A 25,327-nucleotide genomic window follows, 5' to 3' on the forward strand; every position below is an offset into this window, starting at 1 on the left:
ATCCTCGTGAAGCGTTGTTGAAGGAAAAAGCTGAAGCCAACCTGAACGCCAGGGAGATAAGCTTCAGGCCCACGTCAGAAAAGCCCGCTAACGATGCCGATCAACGGTTTTCTTCGGAGCGGGAAATGATCCATACAAGCCTGTCACGCACAGCTCACGCATTCGCGATCAATGGGTCGGAGGCCGGTCATGGCCTTTTGCCTCTTCGTCGGGCATTGCCGCTTACGCAACGCCGATTGCTCCTCAGTGTCGCGACGATCGCTATCGCCGTAGCCGCGGGATTTGCGGCGGGCCGCTCGTTGCCGTCCGCATCGACCGCCGTGCCCGTGAGCGCCCCGGCGGCAGTTGCCGCCGATCCGGAGCTGCCGGCCACAATCACTCTCTCCGAGCCGAAGCTCGCGAACCTGCAATTGCAGATCGGGCAGGCGAAGTCCGGTCCGCTGGTTCGTGCCGTGTCGGCGACGGGTAGCGTCGGCTACGATCAGCTCCACCTTGCCCGCATCAGGCCCATGGCGCGCGGCCGGATCGAGGCGCTCGATGTAAACGCCGGCGATCGGGTCGTAGCAGGTCAGCGGTTGGCAGTCCTCGACAATTTCGACCTCAGTGCCGCCCATAGCAGGGTTCTGAGCGCCGAGGCTGCGCTCAGTCAGGCACAAGCGCAACTCAGAGCGGCAAATGCTGCTTACGACCGCGCGACAAACCTTATTCGCAACGACCTCGTGACGCAGGCCGAGGTCGAGGCTCGGCGCGCCACCGTCGCCACCATGGAAGCCGATCTCCGCACCAAGCAAGCCGAGTTGCAGCAGTACCAGGAGGAAGAGGCGCGGCTCTTGCCGGTGCGGGCCGCCACCGCAGACGCAAACCCCTCCAGCGATCAGCCGACGCTCGGCTCGCGGGGCGCCATTGTCGCGCCACTCGCCGGCGTGGTTGATTCGGTCTCCGTTGCTAAAGGGGAAATCATCGATCCGTCGACGTCGATATTGACCGTGTCAGACCTCTCGACCGTTTGGGTCCAGGCCGACGTAGCGGAGAGGGATCTCGGCGCGGTCAAGGTGGGCGATGCGGTCGAGGTGAGAGTGAGTGCCTTTCCAGGTCGCGTTTTTACCGGCCGTGTCACTTACATCCCCGACCAGATCGAGACGGCGACGGGGATGGCCAAGGTGCGCTGCGAGATCCCCAACCCGGACGGTGCGCTGCGCGTCAATATGTTCGCGACCGTCACCATCCTCTCACCGCAGGGCGGCGACGCTGTCTTGGTGCCGAGCGAAAGCCTGCAGGAAGTCAACGGGCAGAGCGTCGTGTTCATTCCGACAGGAGATCGCCAGTTCGCCTGGCGTGCGGTTCGTGCCGGCCCGGTCGCAAACGGAAAGACCCAGATCGCGAGCGGGCTCGCGGCTGGCACCCCGGTCGTCGGCGAGGGCAGCTATTGGCTCAAGGCGGCTCTGATGCAGTCCACCATTCCGGACCAGGGCTGAGGGAGACATCACCGTGATCAACAGGATCGTCGATGCCGCCCTCGGCAACCGAATGGTCGTGCTCATCCTCATCGCCGGGCTTGTCGCAGCCGGTCTTTTGAGCATGCAGCGCCTGCCGTTTGACGCCGATCCGGATATCTCGCCGCTGCAGGTGCTGGTGACGACCCAGGCTCCGGGTTTGGCCCCGCCGGACGTGGAGCGTTCGATCACCATGCCGATCGAGCTGGCCTTGCAGGGTCTGCCGGGCATGATGAGCTACCGTTCGATCTCGCGCTATGGGCTGTCCGTCGTGTATGTGAAGTTCGCCGACGGCGGCGACATCCTGACCGACCGCACGCTGGTTGCGCAGCGGCTGAGCCAGACAGCGCTGCCCGCAGAGGCAGGAACGCCCAGGCTCGGGCCGCTGTCCGACGGCCTCTCCGAGATCTACCAGTTCAGGGTCGAGGGCAAGAACTACTCGCTCATGCAGTTGCGCTCGATCTTGGATTGGCAGGTCGCACCGCAGCTCAAGCAGGTCCCGGGCATCACGGAGGTGAACGTCAACGGTGGCGAACTCAAGACCTACGAGGTGCGCGTCGGCGAGAGCGCATTGACGCGATTTGGCCTGTCGATCGAGGACATCTACAACGCGGTGGCGCAGAACAACCGCGCTACCGGCGGTGCGACGATCGCGCACAACGGCGAGCAGGCTGTCATCCGCGGCGAAGGACTGCTGGAATCGATCGGCGACATCGGCAATATCGTGCTGCGCACCGCAGCGGGCGGTTCGCCGCTATACGTCACGAACGTCGCCGAGGTGGTGGAGGCGCCGATGCCGCGGCTCGGTGCGGTGACCAGCCAAGGCAACGGCCAGGCGGTGGTGGGCGTCGCACTCATGACGCTGGGCGAGAACACGCGCGTGGTCGCGCAGCGGCTCGGCACCGCCGTGGAACAGATCAACAAGACGCTGCCGCCCGGTGTCAGCATCGCTCCCTATTACAATCGCGCCGATCTGATCGATCGCGTTCTGGAGACGGTGGCCCACAACCTGGCTGAGGGCGCCTTCCTGGTCATCGCCGTCCTGTTGTTGCTGCTGGGCAATTTCCGCGCGGCCATCATCGTGGCGCTGGCTATCCCGCTCTCGATGCTGGCCGCCGTCACCGCGATGTATTTCACCGGACTGTCGGGCAACCTGATGAGCCTCGGCGCCATCGATTTTGGCCTCCTGGTCGACGGGGCGGTGGTGATGATCGAGAACATCGTGCGCCGCCGCGCCGAGGCGCCCTCCGTTCCCGCGGCGCAGGTGGTGCGCGAGGCCGCGCACGATGTGGCCCGACCGGTCGCCTTCGCCGTCGCGATCATCACGTTGATCTATCTGCCGATCCTCAGCCTGCAGGGCGTCGAGGGCAAGATGTTCCGCCCGATGGCGCTGACGGTAATGTTCGCGCTAGTCGCATCGCTGGTGCTGACGCTTACGCTGATGCCGGTGCTCGCTTCGTTCTTCCTGCGTAAGCCGATCGCCGAACGGGACAGCCGCATCATCGGAGTCGCCCGCCGCGGTTATGCGCCCGTGCTCGCGAGGACGACGCGCCATCCCGGAATCACCATTCTCGTGGCCGCCGTGATGCTGGGCGGCGCGCTCGCGATCGGCTCCAACTTCGGCGCGGAGTTCCTGCCTCGCCTGGAGGAAGGCGCGCTAACCGTCACCACGACCAAGCTGCCCGGCATCTCGCTCGAATCCGCGATCGCCACCCAGACCATGGTGGAGAAGACGTTGAAGAAATTCCCCGAGGTAGAGACCGTTGTTACACTTGGGGGCAGTTCGGAAATCCCAACCGACCCCATGGGGGTCGAGCAAAGCGACACCTTCATCATTCTCAAGCCGAAGCCGGAATGGCGGACCGCGCAGACGGAGGCGGGGCTGATCGAAGCCTACAAGGAGGCTCTGGATCAGAGCGTGCCCGGCATTACGCAAAGCTGGGCGCAACCAATCGAAATGCGCATGGACGACCTCTTGCAGGGCGTGATGGCAGACCTTGCCATCGTCATCCACGGGACCGACACGGCTACGCTCCGCGACCTTGGCGACCGGGTGGCGCGCGTGGTCTCAAGCGTCCCCGGGGCGGCCGACGTGCAGGCAAAACAATCGGTTGGCCAGCCCTATCTCCGCGTCATCGTCAATCGCGGCGAGATAGCGCGCCGCGGGTTCAATGCGACCCAGGTGCTGGACCTCGTCGAAGCGCTGGGCGGACGCACTGTCGGCACCATGAAGGACGGCGACGAGCGATATAATATCCGCGTCCGGCTCGCCTCGCAGGACCGTGACAGCATCGAACATATCCGGGCGCTGCGTGTGAACAACGGTGCCGGCGTTTCGGTTGCCCTCGGCGATCTGGCCGATATCCGCTGGGAGCCAGGTCCTGCCCAGATCGAACGCGAGCAGGGCAAGCGCATCATCAAGGTGCAGGCTAACGTGCGTGCGCGGCCGCTCGCAAGCTTCGTGGCCGACGCGCAACAGGCGGTTGCAGCTCAGGTCCATCTGCCGCCGGGCTATACGATCTCCTGGGGTGGGAGCTTCCAGAATCTGCAGGAGGGCATGGCGCGGTTGTCGACCGTCCTGCCGGTGGCGCTCGCCGTCATCTTCCTGCTGCTCTATCTGATGTTCGGCAGCGCGCGGCTCGCGACGCTGATCTTCTTCAATGTACCGTTTGCGGCCGTCGGCGGGATCTTCGCTCTGGCGCTGCGAGGCATGCCATTCAGCATCTCGGCCGCGGTCGGCTTCATCGCCTTGTTCGGCATTGCCATTCTGAATGGCGTCGTGATGGTCAGCTATATGGAGGAACGGCGCAAGGAAGGGCTCACTGCTGCAGCAGCGGCTTGGCAAGCTGCAATGACGCGGCTCCGCCCGGTGCTGATGACGGCGACCGTTGCCAGCCTCGGCTTCCTGCCGATGGCACTTTCGACGAACTCCGGCGCCGAAGTGCAGCGCCCGCTCGCCACGGTCGTCATCGGTGGCCTGATCAGTGCCACCTTACTTACGTTGCTGGTGCTCCCTGCGCTCTATCCCTGGTTCGGCCGTTTGCGGCACTCCGTTCGCGTCGCCGCAGACTATTCGTCGTATGCGCCGCGGCCGGCAGAGTGACGACACTCTTGCCAGGTATTCATCCTGACAATCAGCTGACAATGCCGGTCAGTTTGCCGACGGCTCATATGAGCTATCAATCGCGCCTGAGCCGGTCACCCCTTGACCTGCGTCAACGGCCACCGACCGGCCGGTCATTATCAGTTCAGATGGAGAGTTCACTATGCGTGTTCGAAACTCGACGCAAGATTATGGCGCGATCGCAATGGCGCTACATTGGGCAGTCGTCGTCCTAGTCTTGGGCGCATGGCTCATTGGGCAGTTCGGAGACGAACTGCCTCGAGGAGCGATTCCTGATAGCGGCCTGTTCGTTCATATGTCACTCGGCCTCGCCATCATCGGCCTCGTCATCGCTCGCCTGTTCTGGCGTCTAAGCGATCCGCCCCCCCCGCCAGAAAAGTCTCCGCTCGGCGCGTGGGGCGAGTGGGCGAGCAAAGCCATTCACTATCTGATCTACGTGGTGCTCATTGCGGTGCCGATTGCAGGAATCGTGGTGCAGTTTGCGCGGGGGCATGCGCTGCCGATTTTTGGCCTGCTCGAAATCGCGTCGCCGTGGCCTGCTGATCACGTCTTTGCGCACGATATCAAGGAAGTTCACGAAATACTCGCCAACGGCATGCTTGCACTGATCGGCCTTCGGCGCTCGCCCATCACTACATTTTCCGGGATCGGACGCTGTTGCGGATGCTGCCTGTCACACGGTCTTGAGCCCTTTGGGGCAGCTAGCTGCGAGCCGATCGGCCATTCGAGATCATCATGCCTGCCACGCCGCACATCGAGAAGCATTTCACGGCATTGGAATCGGTGCGCGATGTGGTGATCGGCATGGCCGATGGTCTGACCGTGCCGTTTGCACTCGCGGCCGGCCTTTCGGCCGCGGTGGTCAGCACGGATTGTCATTGTCACCGCTGCCCGTGTCGTTTGCAGATTGTGAGCCCTTGCTATGCTGACAACCTCGCTGAGCTCAACGCTGAGTCCGGATCATTTGAAAAGGCTTGCGGAGCCCGCCCCGACGCAGTCATGCGCACGCGCGCGACCGAGGTCCGCTTTGAAGGGCAAAAGCGATTGTCCAGGAGGGTTGGGGCTGGTCAAAACTCGAACAGCGCGCCCGTGGTGGTCACCGTACCTCGGTATTTGTCATCGGTCACGGCGGCACCGCCCTTCTCAAATCAGCCCAGTCGCCTTCTTCCAGACCGAACACCAAACTGGCGCTCTGCCAACGGTATCCAATCTGACCGCCAACCACCCCGCTGATCTCGCGATTTCCTGATCGCACTTGCTGAAGGCTTCCGGATTCTCGAATCCAATCGAAGACCCTGCTTCCGCGCCTCGGCCTGAACGATATCGGCGCGCTGCCACGCGGAAAGCTTCGTACCGTCGCAAGAGCAGAAGGGGTAAAATCCCCTAGGTCCACACCGAGGAGCAACAACATGAAGCAACACATCCCCGACGAACTTTCCACCAGGTTGATCGACCGGAGTTCCTTCGTGATCATGGGCAACGCGATGCCGCCCCGAGATCCTGATGAAAACGAAGTAGACGAGGAGGAAGAAGAGGAAGAGGACCTCGCCGACGAACCGCCGCTCGTGCGCGAGCCGGACGAAGACTAGACTAGCCTGTAGTTGACAGTCGGCGTTATAGTATCTCCCATGAATTGGGATGCGAAAGACGTAGCGCTGCTCAAAAAACTCTGGGCCGTAGGACGGAGCGCCGCGCAGATCGCCCGCCGTCTAGGGTGTAGCCGTAACGCGGTCTGCGGCAGGCTAACTCGTTTGGGCCTGAAGCGTGGTCACAAGCCGCCAACAGCAAAACCCAAGATAAGGCCGGTCCCGAAGCGAAAGCCGGCGTGGTCGGCCGCCTGTGCCCGCCCGGCGGCAAAGAAGGTGTCGCGGAAGACGGTTGGGAGGCAGCCTGAGGAATTCAGCAAGCGCCAGCTTTACGCCATGCTAGCTGAAGCGGTCAGGAATACGGGCTAACGGGCCCACCCGCGACATCGTTGCGGCGCTGCCTCCGACCGGTTCGACCCGTACAGCACGACTGTGGTTGAACCTACGCGAACTGTCTCCGTTCACTCGGAACACGCATCTAGTCAACGTTCAAACGGAGTCTCCCATGTCCCCAACTACTGCAGCGAAGGACCACGTTTATAAGGTCCTAGAACTTGTTGGATCTTCCGAGAAAAGCATCGAGGATGCCATTCAGAATGCGATTTCTCGCGCGTCGAAGACCATTCGCGAGATGAAATGGTTTGAAGTCTCGGAGACCAGGGGGCACATCGAAAAAGGGTCCGTTCGCCATTACCGGGTCACGTTGCGCGTCGGATTTACACTAGACGACTAGCCTTAGGCTGCGTCGAGATAGCCGATGCATACGATCTACTGAATCGGGCCGGCTTTTCTACGACCCAGGTGTGGTCAAAACTTTAGGCTCCCATCCCTGTCGACTGGCTCCCTGGCTCATGCGCAAAAAGTTGCAACTAAATACAAAAAGCCCACCGAGAAAATTTTCGAGGTCCGGTATCGGGGGTGAAGCCGACGTTGATCGAAATGGGGAATGTCTGGTTTTGACCCTCCTCGGACTTCCTGGCATGTCCGCTCAATGTCCGCCGGAGAAACGAGAAGCGAGATGCTCGGCGCGAGTCTGTCAGCCAAGCGGTCACATTGGCACGGGGTGGAGGGCAAGCTCGATATTCGGACAAGTCACATCTTGACGGCATTCGCGAAGAGCATGTCACCCCACTCGTACAAAGGCCGCATAAAGTCAGATTGGGTGTGGATTGCTCGACCTTTGCGATCGCGCCATTTTCGTCCGTAGGTATCGAACGGAAAGTGTCGCATGTAGTATTCGCAGGTCTCTTCCCAATGGTCGACCGACAACGACTTACCATAGTGCTGGCAATAGAGACCGGTCGCCACGCGTTCTACGCCGCCCGGCTCTCGCGCATGGTGCTTCGCGAAGATGACCTCCAGCCGGTTTCGCCACAACATCAGAATGTCTCGCCGTTCCGGGCCGAAGAAACGACGAAAGTCCAACAGTTCGCGATCGGCTTGATAGGGTGCATGATCGCCAGGGGTCATATAGGCGTCGAACAGTTGAACCCGCACGCCGTCGTATTCGTTAGAATGCGTTCCTTCCATGAATCCGCGTAGATCTCCGGTAACGCGCTCATCCGCATCGAAGCAAAACATCCAGTCGAACTGCAACAGCTCGCGTGCCGTCTGCAGCAAAAGTCCGCGATGTCGACCCTCGGCAATCCGGCGTGCCTCGATGTCCGTTTCCCACGACCGATTTGCCACAATCACAGCGACTTTTGGGTGTCCGCCAAGAATCTCCAGCGTTCGATCCGTACTCGCGTCATCATAGGCGACTATCGCATCGACGTGCTTGCTAACGTATTCCAGTGTGTCTCGGAGAATAAGCGCTTCATTGCGAACGCGGGTGATTCCGATCAAAAAATGCTTATGACCCAATAGGCTTGTGTTGCAAGCAACGATTTGTTCGCCGTCGCGGAGCTGCCAACTATTCGTGTCCGGCATGATCGCCACCACCTAGCTGCGATAAGGAATTGGCACCAATGATGGTGGGCGGGCGCAGTAACGGCAAGGGTTAAGAATCGTAGGGCCAATGTTGCCGGCGGGACGCCGCCAACGAGAGATTGCAGAAAATCAACCCCGCGGCGCTGTTGGGCGAGGCGTCCAAAATGGAATGTCGCCTGTTGGCCTATAGCGTCGACATTCGAACGTCTTCTTTCCCGCCACTTATGGCGTCTATCAGCGCGGTCATGGGCCATGCAGGAGCGGCCCCAACGTCAGCGTCCTCTTCGTCCAAAGCTCGGACGAAGTTGCCGGGCGGTCCTCGCCGGGGTCTCGGCCTCAGTCAAATCGGACGCCAAATGCCCGCGCTGCTTAGCTTTACATTTCTGGATCTGAAATGCGGGTCAGCATCTTCACGTGCGGTCCCGCCCGTTTGAAGATCGGCTCCCAAAAGGCATAGGCCTTCTCGGCGAAACTCGCGCTTATGCTGAACTTCGTGAGCGCCCCCCGATATGCGGCCTGTCGCCGGCAGCCCTGCCCCTCGACAAGGTGCCAGATGAATTGAGCGACCTGGCGCGCGTACGTGCTCGGACGACCTCGGTGGTTGGGTACGATCTCAAGCCGCATGGTCCCGGTGTCGCGCGTCTCCGGTTCGGTGATATTGGCAAGCCAGTTGAAGATTGATGGATCAATGCTCGCGGCATAGCCGTCGCGCTTGAGCTGCTGATTGATCATAGAGAACGCGCTGGCGGCTTCTCTGAAGCATTCGCTCAGGATGAAGTTCGCCTGATTCTCCAGCTTGCCGCTCTGAAGATCGTCCAGCAATCTGACCGCCTCGTCAGTGAGCCGCCGCATGTATCGCGGTTGCGGCTGCCCTGCGGTGTCGGCTGGTTCCTTCTGCACAATCAATCCGACCGCATCCGCGCGGAACTCCGTTGCGACTTCTTTGAGAACGGTCAAAAAATTGCTTTCAAGACTGGAGCCGCCGGTGTCTTTCGACGCCGCTTCGCTTCCCACCCCTGCCTCTACGAGGTCCTTTGCATGGTCCAACGCAGCATTCAGGCTGGCTTTGATGTTTTCAAAAGCTCTGTTTTGATAGTCCTTGGCAATCTTCCCCATCATCTCGGTGGTAGTGTCGGAATCTAGGAGTTCGTCCTTGCGCGGCGCCGCCGCATTCCGAGATTCAAGCACCGCAACGGGACTCGGAGCCATCGCTTGCCTTGCAAGGATTGTTTGATCAGACGTCTTCTCGCCTGTGTGCTCCGATCGCGGATTGGAAGCAGCAATCCCGCTGGACAACACAAACAGGCCATCGTCAACGGCTCGGCTCGCCGCCGCGGTAAGCTCCACGAGCGAGCGTCGCGCACAGCGCGTATGGCTAGCACGCCGCCGTTTTTGCGTGTGGATCATGATCTAACGACCCCTCGACAAGCTTTTTCAAGACCCAGCGCCACAGCTCACGAACTTCCTCCGAGGCTCTTCCCTCTTGTGCAAACTCGGTCACGCCCAATCCCGTCCCCAGCGCGTCCTGGTGGTCGTTGCGCTGTCCGACGTAGGGAAGCGCTAGCACGCCGAGCGAATTGAGCGAAGTTGCAGCTTCGCTCAAACGGCAGCCCCGCGGTGGCGTCTGATTGAGGACGAACGCAAATCGGCGCTTGAACCTACGAATAGCAATCAGCGTCGGTACTGCAGCTTCGATGTCGGCGGGACTCGGACGCGTCGGGATCAGGCAAAGATCGGCCTTCGTGATGGCGTGCGTGGCCAGCGCATTGTTCGTGGCGGCAGTATCGATGATCGCAAGCCAGATCCCCTCAGCTTCGAGGCGGACCAGCGCCCTTTCTATCTCGGCAGGATCGGCGACCCGAACGACCCGTGGAAAGGGATTGCCGCGCCGCTCCTTCCATTTTGAAATCGTGCCTTGTGGATCAGCCTCGACAAATGCGACGCGCTCCCCGTTCTCCATTGCCGCGACTGCAAGTCCGACGGCCAGCGTGCTCTTGCCGCTCCCGCCTTTTTGGGTGACCAGAGCAAGGACGTACATCTCCTGTGCATCCTCGATAAACAACTACATGAAACCCACGTGTCGTCGAAAAAATTGGGCCTACTAATCGATTGACCTACCACTCCCCATCGTGAATCGCATCAAGAGCGAGCGTGGAACTCACAACCAAATCGACGCCCCAGCCACTAACACCAGGGCGCCCAGCCTGTCCCTCACGGGCTTCCGGTTGGTCATCGCTGACCACGCCGTGGGGCTTCCCGTGTTTCGTGCGCTTTCCTTGTGCACATGCCGCCGCCACTACCCCGGCACAGCGTCTGAACGTATCCTTCGCTCATTTCATCCAGACTTATCAGTCTTCCCCGAAAGGGTTGTCGGGTCGACCTGTGCATTGTCCTTTTCGAGGATTGCTCGGCGTTCACTCGCGTTGCGGCCTGCACACTCGCGCTGTCACCAATTCGCGACACGCTAATCGAAGGCTTCAGCCACTTCGTTACCTCCATGACTGCTCCGATTGCTTCCGGCTGGAGCGATTGCCGGGTGGGGCTTGCACCCACTGGAAAGCGCCGCCTTTGCACGGCGCACACCCACAGCGGACCTCGGACATTCGGTCGCATTCTCTTCTGGCTGAGACAGCCATGGGAGCTATCGCGAATTGCGGCTGATCCGTTATGATGCTGTTCTCTATGCAGAGCCGACCAATGGCTGCGCATGAACGAGAAAGACCTGCCGGGAGGAAGAGCCATGTGGCACCTCATTCGGTCCCGCTCCGAGCTGCAAAGGCAAGTAACCGAACTCGTTGAACAGCAGGCGGCAATCTCGGAGGTGCTGCGCGCCGTTGCGAACTCGCCCCACGACTTGCAGCCAATCTTGGACACGATCCTCATCAATGCCGCGCGCCTCTGCCGAACCACGTTCGGCGGTTTCGTCCTCTTCGAGGGAAAAGACTATCGGACAGTTGCGCGAATAGGTCCGAACCCGGTTTATGCCGAGCGGAGGCCGTTAGGCTCGTACGACCAGTACGCGGGCAATCCCCTCCTCGTGCAACTCAACGAAAGCAGGTCGCCAGTCCACATTGCTGACTTGGCAGCCGATCAGGCTTATCTTCGGCGCAACCCTCTCGTCGTGGATCTGGTCGAATTGGCGCACGTTCGGACGTGCCTGCTCCTGCCTTTGCTCAAGGACGATGAGCTAATCGGGGCGCTCGGGATGACCCGCGAGCAGGTGCAGCCGTTCACGGACAGACAGATTGACTTGGTTAGGGACTTCGCTGCGCAAGCCACCATTGCCTTGGAGAGCACCCGTCGCGAGCGGCAATATCGCGAGATGCAGAGCGAACTGGCGCATGCCAACCGCGTCGCTACCATGGGCCAGCTCACCGCCTCGATTGCTCATGAAGTCAAGCAGCCCATTGCGACGGTACGCATGAACGCCGCTGCTGCACTGCGGTTTTTAGACAAAAGCCCACCCGATGTGGCGGAGGTGAGGGAGGCGCTCACCTGCATTGTGAACGACGCCGATCGAACCAGCGACATCGTCGACCGGATCGGGTCTCTCATCAAAAAAGCGCCACCCGGAAGGAGGTCGTGGACCTCAATGCGGCGATCCTGGAGGTGACCGCCCTAACCCGCAGCGAAGCGGTCAAGACCGGCATCACGGTGGGCACGCATCTGGCGGGCGAGTTGCCACGCATCCAATGCGATCGGGTGCAACTGCAACAAGTGACGTTGAACTTGATCGTCAATGGCATCCAGTCGATGAGTAGCGTTGAGGACGGCAACCGCGAGTTACACATCAGCACCGTGAGTATCGAGCCGGAGGGCGTGTGCGTCGCGGTGCGGGATACCGGCCATGGAGCCTGCCGCGTCTCTTTGAACCCTTCTACACGACGAAGCCCGACCGCATGGGCATGGGCCTCTCGATCTGCCGCTCGATTATCGAACCCCATGGTGGTGCGAGCCGCGGGGCGCTCTCTTTCAGTTTACGATCCGCGCTGACTGAGCCGCCATCCGTGATCGATGTCGCTTATTGGCCCATCGCGACGGATTTGGCAGGTCTCGCTCAGGTCTCCTTTCGCAGGCAGAGCTGACATGATTTACTCGCCGAGCGTTACGGCTCGTGACCCATCTGCGGGCCGGCCGTTCCGGGTCGTGGCCAATAACTAATTTCCCCCACAAGGTGTTATAGTCCTGCCGGTAGCCCGTGCTTGGCTTGGGACATATGAAGCGGCCTGACTTGCTCGGCCGCGTGGCGGCCGAGCACCTGCCGCCGCGATGAGGTGCCTACTGCTAATGAGGTGCTAGCGAAGATGTTAACCTCCGGAGCAAAGACACATCGGGTGTGCGCCACATCCCTCGCGGCACTATTGCTCCTATCGTATATTTTCGCGGTAGTTGCTGCGCGGGCCGTCGAGGAAGACACTGGCGTCGGTCCACCGCCCGCGCTGGCGCCGGGGCAGGCACCGCCTCTGCCCAAGCCGGGCCCGTTAGCCGAGCCCCGTTTATCAACTCAGGTCGGCTTCCCCACGGTTTTGACCAACTATGTTATCTCGCCGTCCACGCTCAGACCTGCCAGAGTCGCATTGGGTCAGAAGCTGTTCTTCGAGCCTCGGCTCTCTGGCGACGGCACGGTCGCCTGCGCCACCTGCCACGATCCGGCGCGGGCCTTCACCGACGGCAGGCCCGTGTCAGTTGGCATCCATGGCCGCGTCGGCCAGCGCAACGCCCCAACCGTGTTGAATGCGCTCTATAACAAGACGCAATTCTGGGACGGCCGGGTCAATACGCTCGAGCAGCAGGCTGCGCTGCCGATCACAAATCCGTTCGAGATGGGCTCGGCCAGTATCGGCGATGCCGTGTCCAGGATCAACGGCGACAAGGACTATCAGACTCAATTCATGCAGGCCTTCGGCCGGGACGTGAACGAGCAGGATATGCTGAGCGCTATTGCAGCCTACGAACAGACGTTGGCTTCCTTCGATTCTCCCTTCGACCATTTTATCGCCGGAGACGCCAACGCCGTCAGCGACTCGGCCAAGCGCGGATGGGAATTGTTCCACGGTAAGGCTCGTTGCCACCTCTGCCACGCTTTGACGGACAATCAGCTGGATACAACCCTCTTCATGGATAGCGATTTTCACAACATTGGCATCGGCATCCTCCGACATCACGTAGCCCCTTTGGCGCAGCAGGCAGAGCGCGAGCTGGCGCAAGGACATCTTGCGGCTATCGATACCGCAGCGATCACGAGCGAGATGTCGGTCCTCGGGCGCTTCCTCGTGACGAGAAAGGAGAGTGATATCGCGTCGTTCAAGACGCCGGGCCTGCGAAATGTTCTCGTGACCGGGCCCTACTTCCACGACGGGTCGATGCAAACGCTGTGGGATGTAATGGATCATTACAACAAGGGTGATGGGATCACTAACCCCTGGCTCGACAAGGACATGCAGCCGTTGGCGCTGACGGAGCCGGAGATCGATGACGTGGTAGCGTTTCTTGCCTCACTGACAAGCCAGCAATACAAGGTAATCGCGGACCAGGAATATGCACGGCAACTCGCTCTATCCAAAGTGAGCCGCCCTCAGCGGGATGCGGCGCGGGCTTTCGGCCCGAAGCCGAAGCAGCCTGAGCCGCCCCCCTTCTAAATGTATTCGGCTGGCTTGCAGTGACCCTTGCGCGACGGGGCTAAACCACCGCGCAAGAGCCCTCTCATGTGCAGATGCTATGAGTGGAGTGAGCTGCGCTCAATCTGTTGCGCTTTTGCTGGATACCTCGGTGAGCCTTCTTGAATGTGAGATCGCATAGGAGGAGGAGCGGAAGCTCAGGATCGGATCATTGGTTGGTTCGATACCATCGGCCATCAGCATGGGATCGAAATTGATGTTGTAGGCTCCCGATATCTGATCCGGCGACGAGGAGGTCAGCGTCAACGTACCTGCCCTGATCTCACGCCTCTCTGACGGCCAGAGAATTGTCGGATCGTCTTCCGGATCGCCGGGTTCGCCGATCGTCACAATCATGTGCCAACGAACGGGGCCTTGCTCCAAGCGAACACGAAAGGCCTCATCGAGAAAATCATGCGGCTTCCGCGCCAGCTGTGCGTCCGTCAGCGTCTTCTCGCCGTCTTCCGGCATGAAGCGCCAGCGCACGTTCGTTGACCGTTCATTGTGGTCGATGAAGCGGAAGGTATGTATCCCATAGAAAGCAGTATTGGCGTAGCTCGCGGGAGGATTGTTCGTCTCCAGGAAATGAAACTGCGCGGCTTGGTCGGGATGCTGTTTCATGAAGGCAGCAAGCTTGCCGGGATCGGCTTTGCCCGTGTGCACGTCCTTGGCGAGCGCCAGGAACTTGTCGAGAAAGGTGGACGGCGTTCTTGCGAAGAACATCGGGGTATGAATCATCGTCATGTGCTGCAAGGCTCCGCCCTTGAGCCGAAATTCGAGCCCGATCCCACGCGGGCTGCGCTCGGAATCGGATGCTGACGGATCGCCCCCGGCGGTCGAGAACCTGCCGATCACCTCGATCCTGTCCCCGGCAAACAGCCCCGACCGCGAGAGATCTGCAGCCTCCTTGGTCCCGACGAAGTAGCCGACGGCACCCAATCCCTTCGTATGATTTCGCCTTTTGCCTTCGTGCCGACCGTACGCTCCCTCCAGCGCGTCGTTCACGGCCACAGCAGTAAGCTCCTCTCCGCCCTCAGCCGCGACCGGCAACGGGGCCTCGCCGGCACTTGCCTGACGCGGTTGGAGGGCATTTACGACAGATCCAAGAGAAAGCCCGCCAACGCCGGCGAGTAAGCTTCTACGCGAGGTAAACATTGTTCGTCACTCCATGGTGTGTGATTGAGATTGGCTTGATGAGCCCACCGTGCGTGGTCTCCACAGGTGGTTGTTGCGGTGTGACGCGTGGAGACGCGTCCTATTCCATCGCGTCGCGCGAGATTCTCGATCAGCGAAACGCAACTCTGAAAAAACGTAGTGATCGCAAACGCGCGGCTTGATCACATGCCCGTTAGCGCAGGATTATTCGTTCGCCGCACGTACAGATTGGAGTTGATCAAACAGAGTGGCCAACACGAGGAAGAAGAGGGTATGAGCTAGCGCGCACCAAGCCATCCCAGCCAACGTGAAGGCCAATCCCTACCGCTCCCACTCCGCGGTGGAGTTCAAACGGACAACGCGATCGAGCAAGGAGCCGCGGACCATGTTCGTGATCCGCCCTCAGGTGGCGCTACCCAGCGCAGAGTATCAGGCATCCGGGGAAAAACGCGACCTTAGATGGGTCTGCCGCCTGCATATTTTCTATCGGCACGCGGATTGCGGAATCGAACGGTTGAATAGCGCCGCATCACCCAGCTTGCAATCGGCCAAGTTCGTTATCCGATAAGTCGCTTGCGAAGTCGGTTCCCCAACGGGCGTCTCGTGCCTTTTTCGGAATCTTGAAATGAAATTTAATTGGGCTGGCTCGTTGGTAGCTTACATGGCCGTCAATTCACCCGAGCATTCGGATAGTCCCAATATGAAGCTCGTTTCCGACGACGAAGGCAGTGCAGTTTGGCAATTCTCGACGGAGCGCCGTGCGCGCCGAAAAAGCGGGGCCTTTTTCGAAAGAGCCGCCGGGCAGAAATTGCCCAGTCGTCGCGATCCATCCTTTCGTGACTGCAAGTAATCCCAAATATCCGGCTGTCTCGCGCGATCAGCCACGATCCGCGCGATTGGTAAGTTTCGCTGTGCGACCTACCTCGATGGTGTCATGTCCCGATAAACGAAAATAGGCCGCTCGAATGTGGATCGTTCAAATCGCGCTGAGGCGCCCTTACACATTTATTGTGCTGGCGGTCGTCATCGCGATTTCCGGCTCGCTCGCGGCGCTGCGTACACCGATCGATATATTCCCAAGCATCGACATTCCCGTCGTCAGCGTCGTCTGGACATACAACGGGATTCCGCCAAAGGACATGGCCGATCGGGTCATCTACTACTACGAACGTCAGCTGACAGCGCAAGTCAGCAACATCGAGCACATCGAGTCGCAATCGCTCAACGGCTACGGGACCGTCAAGATTTACTTCCAGAAAGGTGTCAACATCGGGTCAGCGCTTGCGCAAGTGTCGTCCGCCGCACAGACCGTTCTCAAGCTGTTGCCGGCCGGCACCACCCCACCCTATGTGCTCAGTTACAACGCGTCGAGCGTTCCGATCCTTCAATTGGCCCTATCGAGCAAGAAACTGCCCGAAGACAAGCTCTTCGACCTCGGGCAGAATTCCATTCGGCCGCAACTCGCGACTGTCAAAGGCGCCGCCCTGCCGTCACCATACGGCGGAAAAATCCTCCAGGCGCAGGTCGACCTCGATCAGCAGGCGATGCAGGCCAATCATGTGTCGGCCGACGACGTGGTCAACGCCATCTCGGCACAAAATCTCGTGCTTCCCGCCGGCACGGAGAAGATCGGCAAGTTCGAGTGGAGCGTGGCGCTGAATTCCAGCCCGACGATCGTGGACCGGATCAACGATCTCCCGGTGAAGAAGGTCAACGGCACGGTTATCTACGTTCGCGACGTGGCGTATGCTCATGAGGGCTCGCCGCCGCAAACGAACCTCGTTACCATCAACGGCGCACGGGCCGTGCTGATGTCGATCCTGAGCGCAGGTGGCGCGTCGACCCTCGACATCATCTCCGGAGTCAAGGCGCAGCTGCCCAGGATCATGGCTGGGTTGCCGGCCGGCCTCCATCTTCATGCCGTCGGGGATCAAGCGCCGTTTGTCCGGGCCGCGATCACCGGCGTGGTGCGCGAAGGCGCCATAGCCGCAGCCCTGACCGCGCTGATGATCCTGCTGTTCCTCGGCAGCTGGCGGTCGACCCTGATCATCGCGGTTTCCATCCCGCTGGCGGTGCTGGGCGCCGTCGGAACTCTATCGGCGATCGGCGAGACGTTCAACGTCATGACGCTCGGCGGACTCGCGCTCGCGGTCGGCATTCTCGTCGACGACGGAACCGTGACGATCGAGAACATCAACTGGCATCTCGAACAAGGCAAAATGGTCGAACCTGCCATTCTTGCTGGCGCCCAGGAGATCGTGGTGCCGGCCTTCGTATCGCTGCTTTGCATCTGCATCGTGTTCGTACCGATGTTCCAGCTCGGCGGAGTCGCCGGTTACCTGTTCAGGCCGCTGGCCGAGGCGGTCATTTTCGCCCTGCTGTTTTCGTTCCTGCTGTCGCGCACGTTGGTGCCTACGCTCGCCAGCTACCTGCTGCGGCCGCATGCTTCAGGTCATGGCGACGCTCAGACCGGCAGCGCACGTGCGCCATCGCGTAGCCGCAATCCGCTGAAGCGCTTCCAGGCCGGATTCGAGCGTCGGTTCGAGCGGGTGCGCGAGGTCTATCGTGGTCTCCTGGCGATGGCGATCAGCCGTCCGAAAGCCTTCGTCGCCGTATTCCTGGCGTGTGTTCTGCTGTCGTTGGGGCTGGCCCCCTTCCTCGGCCAGAATTTCTTTCCGTCCGTCGACTCGGGAACCATCCTCATGCACGTACGCGCCCAGGTTGGCACGCGGATCGAGGAGACCGCGCGCCTGTGCGACCTGGTCGAGCGGAGCATTCGCCAGACGATCCCGGCGGATCAGATCGATACGATCACGGCCAATATCGGGTTGCCCATCAGCGGCATTAACGTCGCCTACGGCAACACCGGGACGATCGGTCCCGAGGATGCGGACGTTCTGATTTCGCTCAAGAAGAACCACTCGCCGACCGCTTCCTACGTCAAGACCTTGCGGACCCTGCTGCCGAACAAATTCCCCGGCACGACCTTCGCCTTTCTGCCGGCCGACATCGTTGCCCAGATCCTCAATTTCGGTCAGCCGGCGCCCATCGATCTGCAAGTGACCGGACCGAAGCAGGAGGCCAACTATGCCTACGCGACCGCGCTCCTCAGCCGCATTCGCAAGATCCCGGGCATCGCCGACCCGCGCATCCAGCAATCCCAGAGCTACCCCCAGATCAATGTCGCGACCGATCGAACCCTGGCGGACGAGGTGGGGATCACTCAGCGCGACGTCGCAAACAGCCTGCTCACCACGCTATCCGGCAGCGGACAGGTGAAGCCGAATTTCTGGCTCAACAATGCAAACGGCGTGACATACCCGATCGTGGTCCAGATGCCACAGTATCGCGTGGACACCATGTCGGAACTCGACAATGTACCCGTGACATCGTCGAAGACAGAAACGCCGCAGTATCTCGGCGGGCTTGCCAACACGACAATCGGTCCAAGCGCCGCGGTCATATCGCACTACAACGCCCAGCCGGTGATCGACATCTACGCCGCCGTGCAAGGCCGCGACCTCGGTGCTGTCGCCTCTGATATTCAACGCATTCTGCGGGATACGAAGAGGGACGTCCCGCCCGGCTCCTATGTGGCGGTGCGCGGACAGGTCCATACGATGACCACCGCCTACCATCAGCTGTATTTCGGCCTCATCGGCGCGATCGTGCTGGTCTACCTGGTGATCGTGGTCAATTTCCAGTCATGGCTCGATCCATTCATCATCATCACTGCTTTGCCCGGCGCGCTCGCCGGCATCGTGTGGATGCTGTTTGCCACCGGCACCACGCTGTCGGTTCCTGCCCTGACCGGCGCCCTGATGTGCATGGGCGTTGCGACAGCGAACAGCGTCTTGCTCGTCAGCTTCGCGCGCGAGAAGCTGCACGAGGGCTATCAGGCCAAGGCCGCGGCTCTCGAGGCGGGCTTCACGCGCTTTCGTCCGGTCCTCATGACCGCTCTGGCAATGATCATCGGCATGTTGCCGATGTCTCTCGCCTTGGGCGACGGCGGCGAACAGAACGCTCCGCTCGGGCGCGCGGTCATCGGGGGTCTGCTGGTCGCGACCTTCTGCACGCTATTCCTCGTTCCCACCGTGTTCAGCCTGTTGCACTCGCGTCGCGGTCGCGCGCCCACTGAAAAATCCGATCCCATCGCAGCAACACCCGCGCCCTGAGCTGGAGCATAGCCATGTCAGACCACCACGATCAGCGTTCGGAGGAAGTTGCGCAGCTCCCTCGCTTGCGCAAAAGGCTCGGCTCTTTGGGCTTTGCCGCTGCCGCCGCTGCGTTGGTCGTCGCGACATGGGGGATCTTCAGCAGGGATGAACATGCGAGGGCGGTCGCGACATGGACGCAGGCGGCGGCGATTCCGACCGTCGCGATCGTGCATCCCAAGCAGGACACGGCAGACCCAGAGCTCGTTTTGCCCGGCGATGTCCAGGCATGGTACTCAGCGCCCGTCTATGCGCGGGTCAACGGGTACCTCAAGATGTGGTATTTCGACTACGGCGCCCGGGTCAAAAAAGGACAAGTCCTTGCCGAGATCGAGACACCGGAAATCGACGCTCAGTTCTCCGCAGCCAAGGCCAAGCTGAGATCGGCGGAAGCGGTGATCAAGGTCAGGGACGCCGAAGCGCACTTCGCCGATACCACCTTCGCGCGTTGGCGCGATGCACCCAAAGGCGTCGTTTCGGTGCAGGAGCAGCAGTCGAAACAGGCGGACTACCAGAGCGCGGTTGCGCGCCTCGACGCGGCGCGCGCCGATGTTGCAGTCGCTCAGGCCGAGGTCGACCGGCTGCAAGCGCTGGAGAGCTTCAAGCAAGTGACGGCGCCATTCGATGGTGTCGTGACCGCGCGCGAGACCGACATCGGCGCGCTCATCAACGCCGGGAGCGGGATCGCTGGCGGAAGCGGCCCCGAGTTGTTCCGCGTCGCGGACGTCCACAAAATGCGTGTCTACGCAAAGGTTCCGCAGCGGATGGCGAGTTCCATTCCTGTCGGCATGAAGGCTCAGCTCCACCTCCCGCAATATCCTGACAAGGTCTTCACGGCGACCGTCACGAACACGTCAAGCGCGATCGATGTGACCTCGCGAACCTTGCTCGTGGAGATGCACGCGGAAAATCCGGACGGGCTGTTGCAGCCCGGCACCTTCGCCGAGGTTCACTGGAGCCTTCCGAGTAATCCCGATCTTATCCGCATTCCGACGAGCGCATTACTGTTCAGGCAGCATGGTCTGGAAGTCGCTGTGGTCGGGCCCGAAGACAAGGTCGTTCTGAAGCATGTCACCCTCGGACGAAATCTGGATACCGAGGTTGAAGTTCTGCGGGGCCTCTCGCCTTCCGACCGCGTCGTCGACAGTCCCCCGGATGCGCTTGCAAGCGACGATGTCGTGCGGATCGCGGGCAACCAAACTCCCGGTAACGACGAAACTGCCCTTCGCTGAAATGAGCGCAAGCTTGCACGGGGCGAGCTTCCGCCCTGTGGCGTTGCGGCAACATGCCCACGAAAACGGCCTCAGCGCCTAGAAATAGGGGCAGGGCATGGTAGTTTCACGATGAGGGTCGCAGCAGAGGATAAAGCGGAAAGCGCGCTTCTATTGCGCAGAGGGCGAGGGAGTTGGGGTGGGCGGCCGCTAACCGATCGGTGCGGTGGCCCGCTCCGATGGGGAGATTCGCCCGATGCGGAAACGCTGGCTCTCACTCCTCGCGGCCGCCGCGGCCGGCCTTTCGGGCTGTGCGGTCGGCCCGGACTATCAACCGCCCGACATTTCGGTACCGAGGAGCTTCGGAGCAGCTTCGAAGATATCGAGCTATGCAGGGCCGCCAACGGCTGTGACGTCAAGCAGCCGGTGGTGGCAGAACCTCAACGATCGGCGGCTGAATGCGCTCGTCGAGCGGGCAGTCGCGTCCAATCTGGATATCGAAGCGGCGCTGACGCGTGTGCAAAGGGCGCGGACCGAGGAAATCGTCGCGTTCAATTCCCTCCTCCCCAAGGTGGGCATCAGCGCCGGCATCGCGGCAGGTACAGGCACCGACCTCACCAAGGGACGCGTTGCCGATTCACTTCGAGCGGGCTCGAACGCGACCGGTCTGCAAGCGCTGTCGCGGATCGCCGGTTTCGACGGCGGATGGGAGCTCGACCTTTTCGGGAAATATCGGCGTCTTCTCGAGGCGGCACACGGTGATACCGAAGCGCTGGACGAGATGCGCCATGCGGTTCTGATTACCGTCATCGCCGACGTCGTTCGCAACTATGTCGAGCTTCGTGCGCTTCAATCCCGTCTGGAAACGCTGCGGAGCGATGTGACGGCCGCGCAGAAGGTGCGAGATGTGGTGCAGACGCGGTATGATCAGGGCTTGACGAATGAACTCGACGTCGCTCAGGCCAAGCGGGAATTAGCGACTCTTGAATCAAGGCTGCCTGAGTTGACCGCGGGAATCAACGCCGCCGAAAATCGGATGGCGGTGCTGCTTGGCACCTATTCGGGAGCAATCGTTCCGGAATTGCGACGGCCCGGAAGAGTTCCCCACATTCCCGAACGCCTGGGGTCCGGAACGCCCCTCGACCTGCTGCGGCGGCGGCCCGATATCCGGCAAGCCGAACGTGAAGTCGCCGCGGCGAACGCGCGGATTGGCGCGTCCATCGCCGACCTCTTTCCCACCGTTGCCGTCACCGCCGGTTTTGGAGCGCAGGGCGGGCCGCTGCTGCAAAACAGCGCGCCGCCAATTCATGGTCCGATCTGGTCGATCGGGCCGAGCGGCTACTTGCCTTTCCTCGATTTCGGACGCCTGGATGCGCTCATCGATGCGCAGGAACTGCGAACGGACGAACTCCTGCTGAAATACAAGAAGACCATCCTTGTAGCGGTCGCGGAGGTGGACGATGCAATCAAGGGATATCGGGCAGCGCGACAAACGTTAAGGGATGTGGAAACCGCGCTTGCAGAAAGTCGCCATGCGCTCGATCTCGCCACGGGACGTTATGAACGCGGGCTGACCGAATTTCTGAACGTCGTGGATGCCGAACGGCAGCTATACACAAGGGAAGACGAGAGGATCGTTGCCCAGGAGGCGGTCGCCTTGCAGTTTGTCTTATTATACAAGGCGCTCGGCGGCGGTTGGGAGCGCTATGATCTGCTGCCGCCGATCCGCCAGCCCGATCCGGCGATCGTCGCGATGTTCCGCCGACTATCGAACCAATGGCAGTAGCGAACTTGGCTGTCGGATCAGCGACATTGCTCGGTTTGGCAGCATAGGCGTGTCGGCAACTCCGAGGGCCCGGCCGCCAGCAAGCCGCCTGCTCCATTCCCAAGGGGCCTATCTCGGCGAGCCTCCTGCTTCATCAGCGGTCAGAGTTCGGCTCGGCACATCTCCTCACCCGTGAAACGAGCAACTCGGAGAAATTCAGCCTTTGTTAGCGTCGAGGGATTTGCTTTGTTATCGCCTTCGCTGTCTTAGCGGGCATCGAACTGGTCCTCGGCTTCTTGGAGCTTTGCTTGTTTCGATCGGAAGAACTGGCGCGTGGGTCGCCTTGATCCAGAAGTTCGAGCGGACACAACAATCACGAAGACCGCCTATCACGGCGCCACCGAGCTTGGCCAGTTCCACATCCGATCTACGCGGTGTTGCGGCAGAGCCACAGACAATGATTTTGTTCACGAGCCGCGCCTAGACTAAAGCGAGTCAATTGCGGCGCACGCCGCCAAGAGGCAGGCTTAGCCACGAGCAGGGGGTGCTGATCGCCAGGGGCTTCCTCATGGCAAAGCTTGCTGTTTTTGCCGCGTTCCTCCTCGCAGCTGTTGGCGGCTCATACACCGTGGATGCGTCGGCCGCTGACGACATGCCGACAAAGGCACCGTCAGCCACGACGCCTTCGACAGCCGCGCCGCCTCCATGCGCCGACCCCGCAGATTTCATCACCACCAACTGTCAACTCACCTGGCATGGCATCACGCTCTTCGGCGCTGTGGACATGGGGTTTGGCTGGCAAAGCCACGGCGCGCCTTTTGACCCGCTATCCGCTGTCACTTCCTCATACCTGATCCAGAAACAGAACCAGGGATCAATGTGGACCCGTGCAGCCAACGCGATGAGCAACTCATTCATTGGCATCAAAGGAACCGAGCCGATCGGCGGGGACTTTTCTGTCGTGTTCGATCTCGATGCCGGTTTCGACCCCTACTCCCTGCGCCTCTCGAATGGACCGGGATCAATTGCCGCGATGAATGGCGTTCCCCAAAATCTGCAAGACTCCTACTCCGACTCGAGCCGGGCGGGCCAGTTTTACGACGGCCAAGGTTACGTCGGCATCAGTTCTCCGACCTATGGCACACTGACTGTTTTCCGACAGAACTCACTGACCTTGGATGCCGTCTTCGACTACGATCCGTTTGGCGCCTCCTACGCCTTCTCACCAATCGGCTTTCAAGGAATAACCTGCGGCGGCGGTAATACCCAAAACTGCAGAAACTCAACGTCGCTGAAATATCGAATCAACATCGACCACTTCCGGGCAGCGGCGCTGTGGCAGTTCGGCGGCTACGGCGAGAACAACGCCTCCAATGGAGCATACCAGTTTCAAGTCGGCGCCGATATCCCGACGTGGGGCAAAGATGTGCTCTCGGTCGACGCCATCTACAGCCATGTCAGAGATTCCGTGGCGCTCGCCCTTGCGCCTGGAAGCAATAACGCCTTTGGGATGCCGATCCCCCCGTTCTTGCCGCAGACGCTGACGGCGACGATCTCCGACAATACCGCCGCGATGTTCGTAGCCAAATACACGACCGGGGCGCTGAAACTGTATGCCGGTTACGAATACATTCGATATACGGCGCCGAGCGATCCACAGACTGCCTTCACCGATATCGCGGGAACCTTTCTTTGCCAGGGCTGCGAGGCGTTCAACAACACGAATATCAACAATACGGCCTTTGGTATGAACGGCCTTGGTAACAAGGTCTTACAGGTCATGTGGACCGGTGCGAAATACGCCGTCACGGATAACTTGGATGTGATCGGTGCTTATTACCATTACATTCAGAATTCCTGGTTCGGCACCGCCACTGGGGGGCCCGCCTTCTGCTCCGATAGCTCGCACCCGCAATGCGCCGGGACGTACGATGCGATTTCTGTCGCAGTGGATTGGAGATTTGCGCCAAAGTGGGATCTCTATTTTGGCATGATGTTCAACCAGGTGCATGGCGGGTTGGGCTCCGGCTTCTTCCAGCACAGCAACATCGATCCAACAGTCGGGGCACGCTTCCGCTTCTGACGGCGAAGGCGTGGATCATGTCGTGTGCCAAAGCAATGTCGAAAGTCTCGCGATGAGATGTAGGAAAAGAAGCCAGAACCAGTAGTTGCAGAAAAAGTCTGGGCCTGCTGCTGGGGTGGGCGGCCGCTACCTGGTCGGTGCGGTGGCCCGCTCCGATGGGGAGATTCGCCCGATGCGGAAACGCTGACTCTCACTCCTCGCGGCCGCCGCGGCCGGCCTTTCGGGCTGTGCGGTCGGCCCGGACTATCAACCGCCCGACATTTCGGTACCGAGGAGCTTCGGAGCAGCTTCGAAGATATCGAGCTATGCAGGGCCGCCAACGGCTGTGACGTCAAGCAGCCGGTGGTGGCAGAACCTCAACGATCGGCGGCTGAATGCGCTCGTCGAGCGGGCAGTCGCGTCCAATCTGGATATCGAAGCGGCGCTGACGCGTGTGCAAAGGGCGCGGACCGAGGAAATCGTCGCGTTCAATTCCCTCCTCCCCAAGGTGGGCATCAGCGCCGGCATCGCGGCAGGTACAGGCACCGACCTCACCAAGGGACGCGTTGCCGATTCACTTCGAGCGGGCTCGAACGCGACCGGTCTGCAAGCGCTGTCGCGGATCGCCGGTTTCGACGGCGGATGGGAGCTCGACCTTTTCGGGAAATATCGGCGTCTTCTCGAGGCGGCACACGGTGATACCGAAGCGCTGGACGAGATGCGCCATGCGGTTCTGATTACCGTCATCGCCGACGTCGTTCGCAACTATGTCGAGCTTCGTGCGCTTCAATCCCGTCTGGAAACGCTGCGGAGCGATGTGACGGCCGCGCAGAAGGTGCGAGATGTGGTGCAGACGCGGTATGATCAGGGCTTGACGAATGAACTCGACGTCGCTCAGGCCAAGCGGGAATTAGCGACTCTTGAATCAAGGCTGCCTGAGTTGACCGCGGGAATCAACGCCGCCGAAAATCGGATGGCGGTGCTGCTTGGCACCTATTCGGGAGCAATCGTTCCGGAATTGCGACGGCCCGGAAGAGTTCCCCACATTCCCGAACGCCTGGGGTCCAGATAGTCCGCGCGTCCCGATGAAGAGCCTGCGCGTTGCCGCAGTGAACATAGGAGCACGATTAT

17 protein-coding genes and 2 pseudogenes are annotated in these 25,327 nt (G+C 60.7%); 15 read left to right on the forward strand and 4 right to left on the reverse strand.

Annotated elements, in window-relative coordinates:
* The first annotated feature begins 17 nt into the window (after positions 1–17).
* The 7 genes and pseudogenes from QOU61_RS02725 (at position 18) to QOU61_RS02755 (ending at position 6,936) form a co-directional block, all read left to right on the forward strand.
* Positions 18–1,475 (forward strand): efflux RND transporter periplasmic adaptor subunit, encoded by a 1,458-nt coding sequence (locus QOU61_RS02725; protein ID WP_289656612.1) that lies wholly within the window; start codon positions 18–20, stop codon positions 1,473–1,475.
* Between the two features lie 13 nt (positions 1,476–1,488).
* Positions 1,489–4,596 carry an efflux RND transporter permease subunit gene (locus tag QOU61_RS02730; RefSeq protein ID WP_289656613.1) on the forward strand — a complete coding sequence of 1,036 codons (3,108 nt, stop codon included), beginning with the start codon at positions 1,489–1,491 and terminating at the stop codon, positions 4,594–4,596.
* A gap of 163 nt (positions 4,597–4,759) precedes the next feature.
* Positions 4,760–5,304, forward strand: a pseudogene (locus tag QOU61_RS02735) (cytochrome b).
* A gap of 48 nt (positions 5,305–5,352) precedes the next feature.
* Positions 5,353–5,487: pseudogene (locus QOU61_RS02740) on the forward strand (VIT1/CCC1 transporter family protein); the annotation flags it as partial.
* A 539-nt stretch (positions 5,488–6,026) separates the two neighbouring features.
* Positions 6,027–6,206, forward strand: a complete 180-nt coding sequence (locus tag QOU61_RS02745) for a hypothetical protein (RefSeq protein WP_289656614.1) — start codon at positions 6,027–6,029, stop codon at positions 6,204–6,206.
* A gap of 39 nt (positions 6,207–6,245) precedes the next feature.
* A complete protein-coding gene (locus QOU61_RS02750; protein ID WP_289656615.1) occupies positions 6,246–6,572 on the forward strand; it encodes a GcrA family cell cycle regulator in 327 nt (108 codons plus the stop codon).
* A gap of 136 nt (positions 6,573–6,708) precedes the next feature.
* Entirely contained in the window at positions 6,709–6,936 is a 228-nt protein-coding gene (locus tag QOU61_RS02755) for a dodecin (protein WP_289656616.1), read from the forward strand.
* A gap of 359 nt (positions 6,937–7,295) precedes the next feature.
* Here the strand turns inward: QOU61_RS02755 and QOU61_RS02760 are convergent, their stop codons facing one another.
* The 3 genes from QOU61_RS02760 to QOU61_RS02770 all read right to left on the reverse strand — a co-directional run bounded on the left by QOU61_RS02760 (position 7,296) and on the right by QOU61_RS02770 (position 10,194).
* On the reverse strand, positions 7,296–8,132 hold the full coding sequence (locus tag QOU61_RS02760; protein WP_289656617.1) for a glycosyltransferase: 837 nt from the start codon (positions 8,130–8,132) through the stop codon (positions 7,296–7,298).
* A 375-nt stretch (positions 8,133–8,507) separates the two neighbouring features.
* On the reverse strand, positions 8,508–9,539 hold the full coding sequence (locus QOU61_RS02765; RefSeq protein WP_289656618.1) for a hypothetical protein: 1,032 nt from the start codon (positions 9,537–9,539) through the stop codon (positions 8,508–8,510).
* On the reverse strand, positions 9,508–10,194 hold the full coding sequence (locus QOU61_RS02770; protein ID WP_289656619.1) for a nucleotide-binding protein: 687 nt from the start codon (positions 10,192–10,194) through the stop codon (positions 9,508–9,510). The genes QOU61_RS02765 and QOU61_RS02770 overlap by 32 nt, the downstream gene beginning before the upstream one ends.
* Positions 10,195–10,839: 645 nt before the next feature.
* Here QOU61_RS02770 and QOU61_RS02775 point away from each other — a divergent pair.
* The 3 genes from QOU61_RS02775 (at position 10,840) to QOU61_RS02785 (ending at position 13,771) form a co-directional block, all read left to right on the forward strand.
* A complete protein-coding gene (locus QOU61_RS02775) occupies positions 10,840–11,745 on the forward strand; it encodes a GAF domain-containing protein (protein ID WP_289656620.1) in 906 nt (301 codons plus the stop codon).
* A 208-nt stretch (positions 11,746–11,953) separates the two neighbouring features.
* Positions 11,954–12,217: an ATP-binding protein gene (locus QOU61_RS37155; RefSeq protein ID WP_354142503.1), complete on the forward strand. Its 264-nt coding sequence runs from the start codon at positions 11,954–11,956 to the stop codon at positions 12,215–12,217.
* Between the two features lie 492 nt (positions 12,218–12,709).
* On the forward strand, positions 12,710–13,771 hold the full coding sequence (locus tag QOU61_RS02785; protein WP_289656622.1) for a cytochrome-c peroxidase: 1,062 nt from the start codon (positions 12,710–12,712) through the stop codon (positions 13,769–13,771).
* 99 nt (positions 13,772–13,870) lie between these two features.
* On the opposite strand, the gene QOU61_RS02790 is transcribed toward QOU61_RS02785, so the two are convergent.
* A complete protein-coding gene (locus QOU61_RS02790) occupies positions 13,871–14,794 on the reverse strand; it encodes a catalase family peroxidase (protein WP_289656623.1) in 924 nt (307 codons plus the stop codon).
* 1,115 nt (positions 14,795–15,909) lie between these two features.
* On the opposite strand from QOU61_RS02790, the gene QOU61_RS02795 reads away from it, so the two are divergent.
* From QOU61_RS02795 to QOU61_RS02815, 5 genes are all read left to right on the forward strand, one after another.
* Entirely contained in the window at positions 15,910–19,119 is a 3,210-nt protein-coding gene (locus QOU61_RS02795; RefSeq protein WP_289656624.1) for an efflux RND transporter permease subunit, read from the forward strand.
* A gap of 14 nt (positions 19,120–19,133) precedes the next feature.
* Positions 19,134–20,390: an efflux RND transporter periplasmic adaptor subunit gene (locus QOU61_RS02800; protein WP_289656625.1), complete on the forward strand. Its 1,257-nt coding sequence runs from the start codon at positions 19,134–19,136 to the stop codon at positions 20,388–20,390.
* Between the two features lie 235 nt (positions 20,391–20,625).
* Positions 20,626–22,155: an efflux transporter outer membrane subunit gene (locus QOU61_RS02805; protein ID WP_289656626.1), complete on the forward strand. Its 1,530-nt coding sequence runs from the start codon at positions 20,626–20,628 to the stop codon at positions 22,153–22,155.
* Positions 22,156–22,678: 523 nt separating this feature from the next.
* A complete protein-coding gene (locus QOU61_RS02810) occupies positions 22,679–24,217 on the forward strand; it encodes a porin (protein ID WP_289656627.1) in 1,539 nt (512 codons plus the stop codon).
* Positions 24,218–24,542: 325 nt separating this feature from the next.
* Positions 24,543–25,268, forward strand: a complete 726-nt coding sequence (locus tag QOU61_RS02815; RefSeq protein ID WP_289656628.1) for a TolC family protein — start codon at positions 24,543–24,545, stop codon at positions 25,266–25,268.
* Positions 25,269–25,327 lie beyond the last annotated feature (59 nt).

Origin of the sequence: Bradyrhizobium sp. NP1 (assembly GCF_030378205.1) — a bacterium.
GTDB lineage: Bacteria > Pseudomonadota > Alphaproteobacteria > Rhizobiales > Xanthobacteraceae > Bradyrhizobium.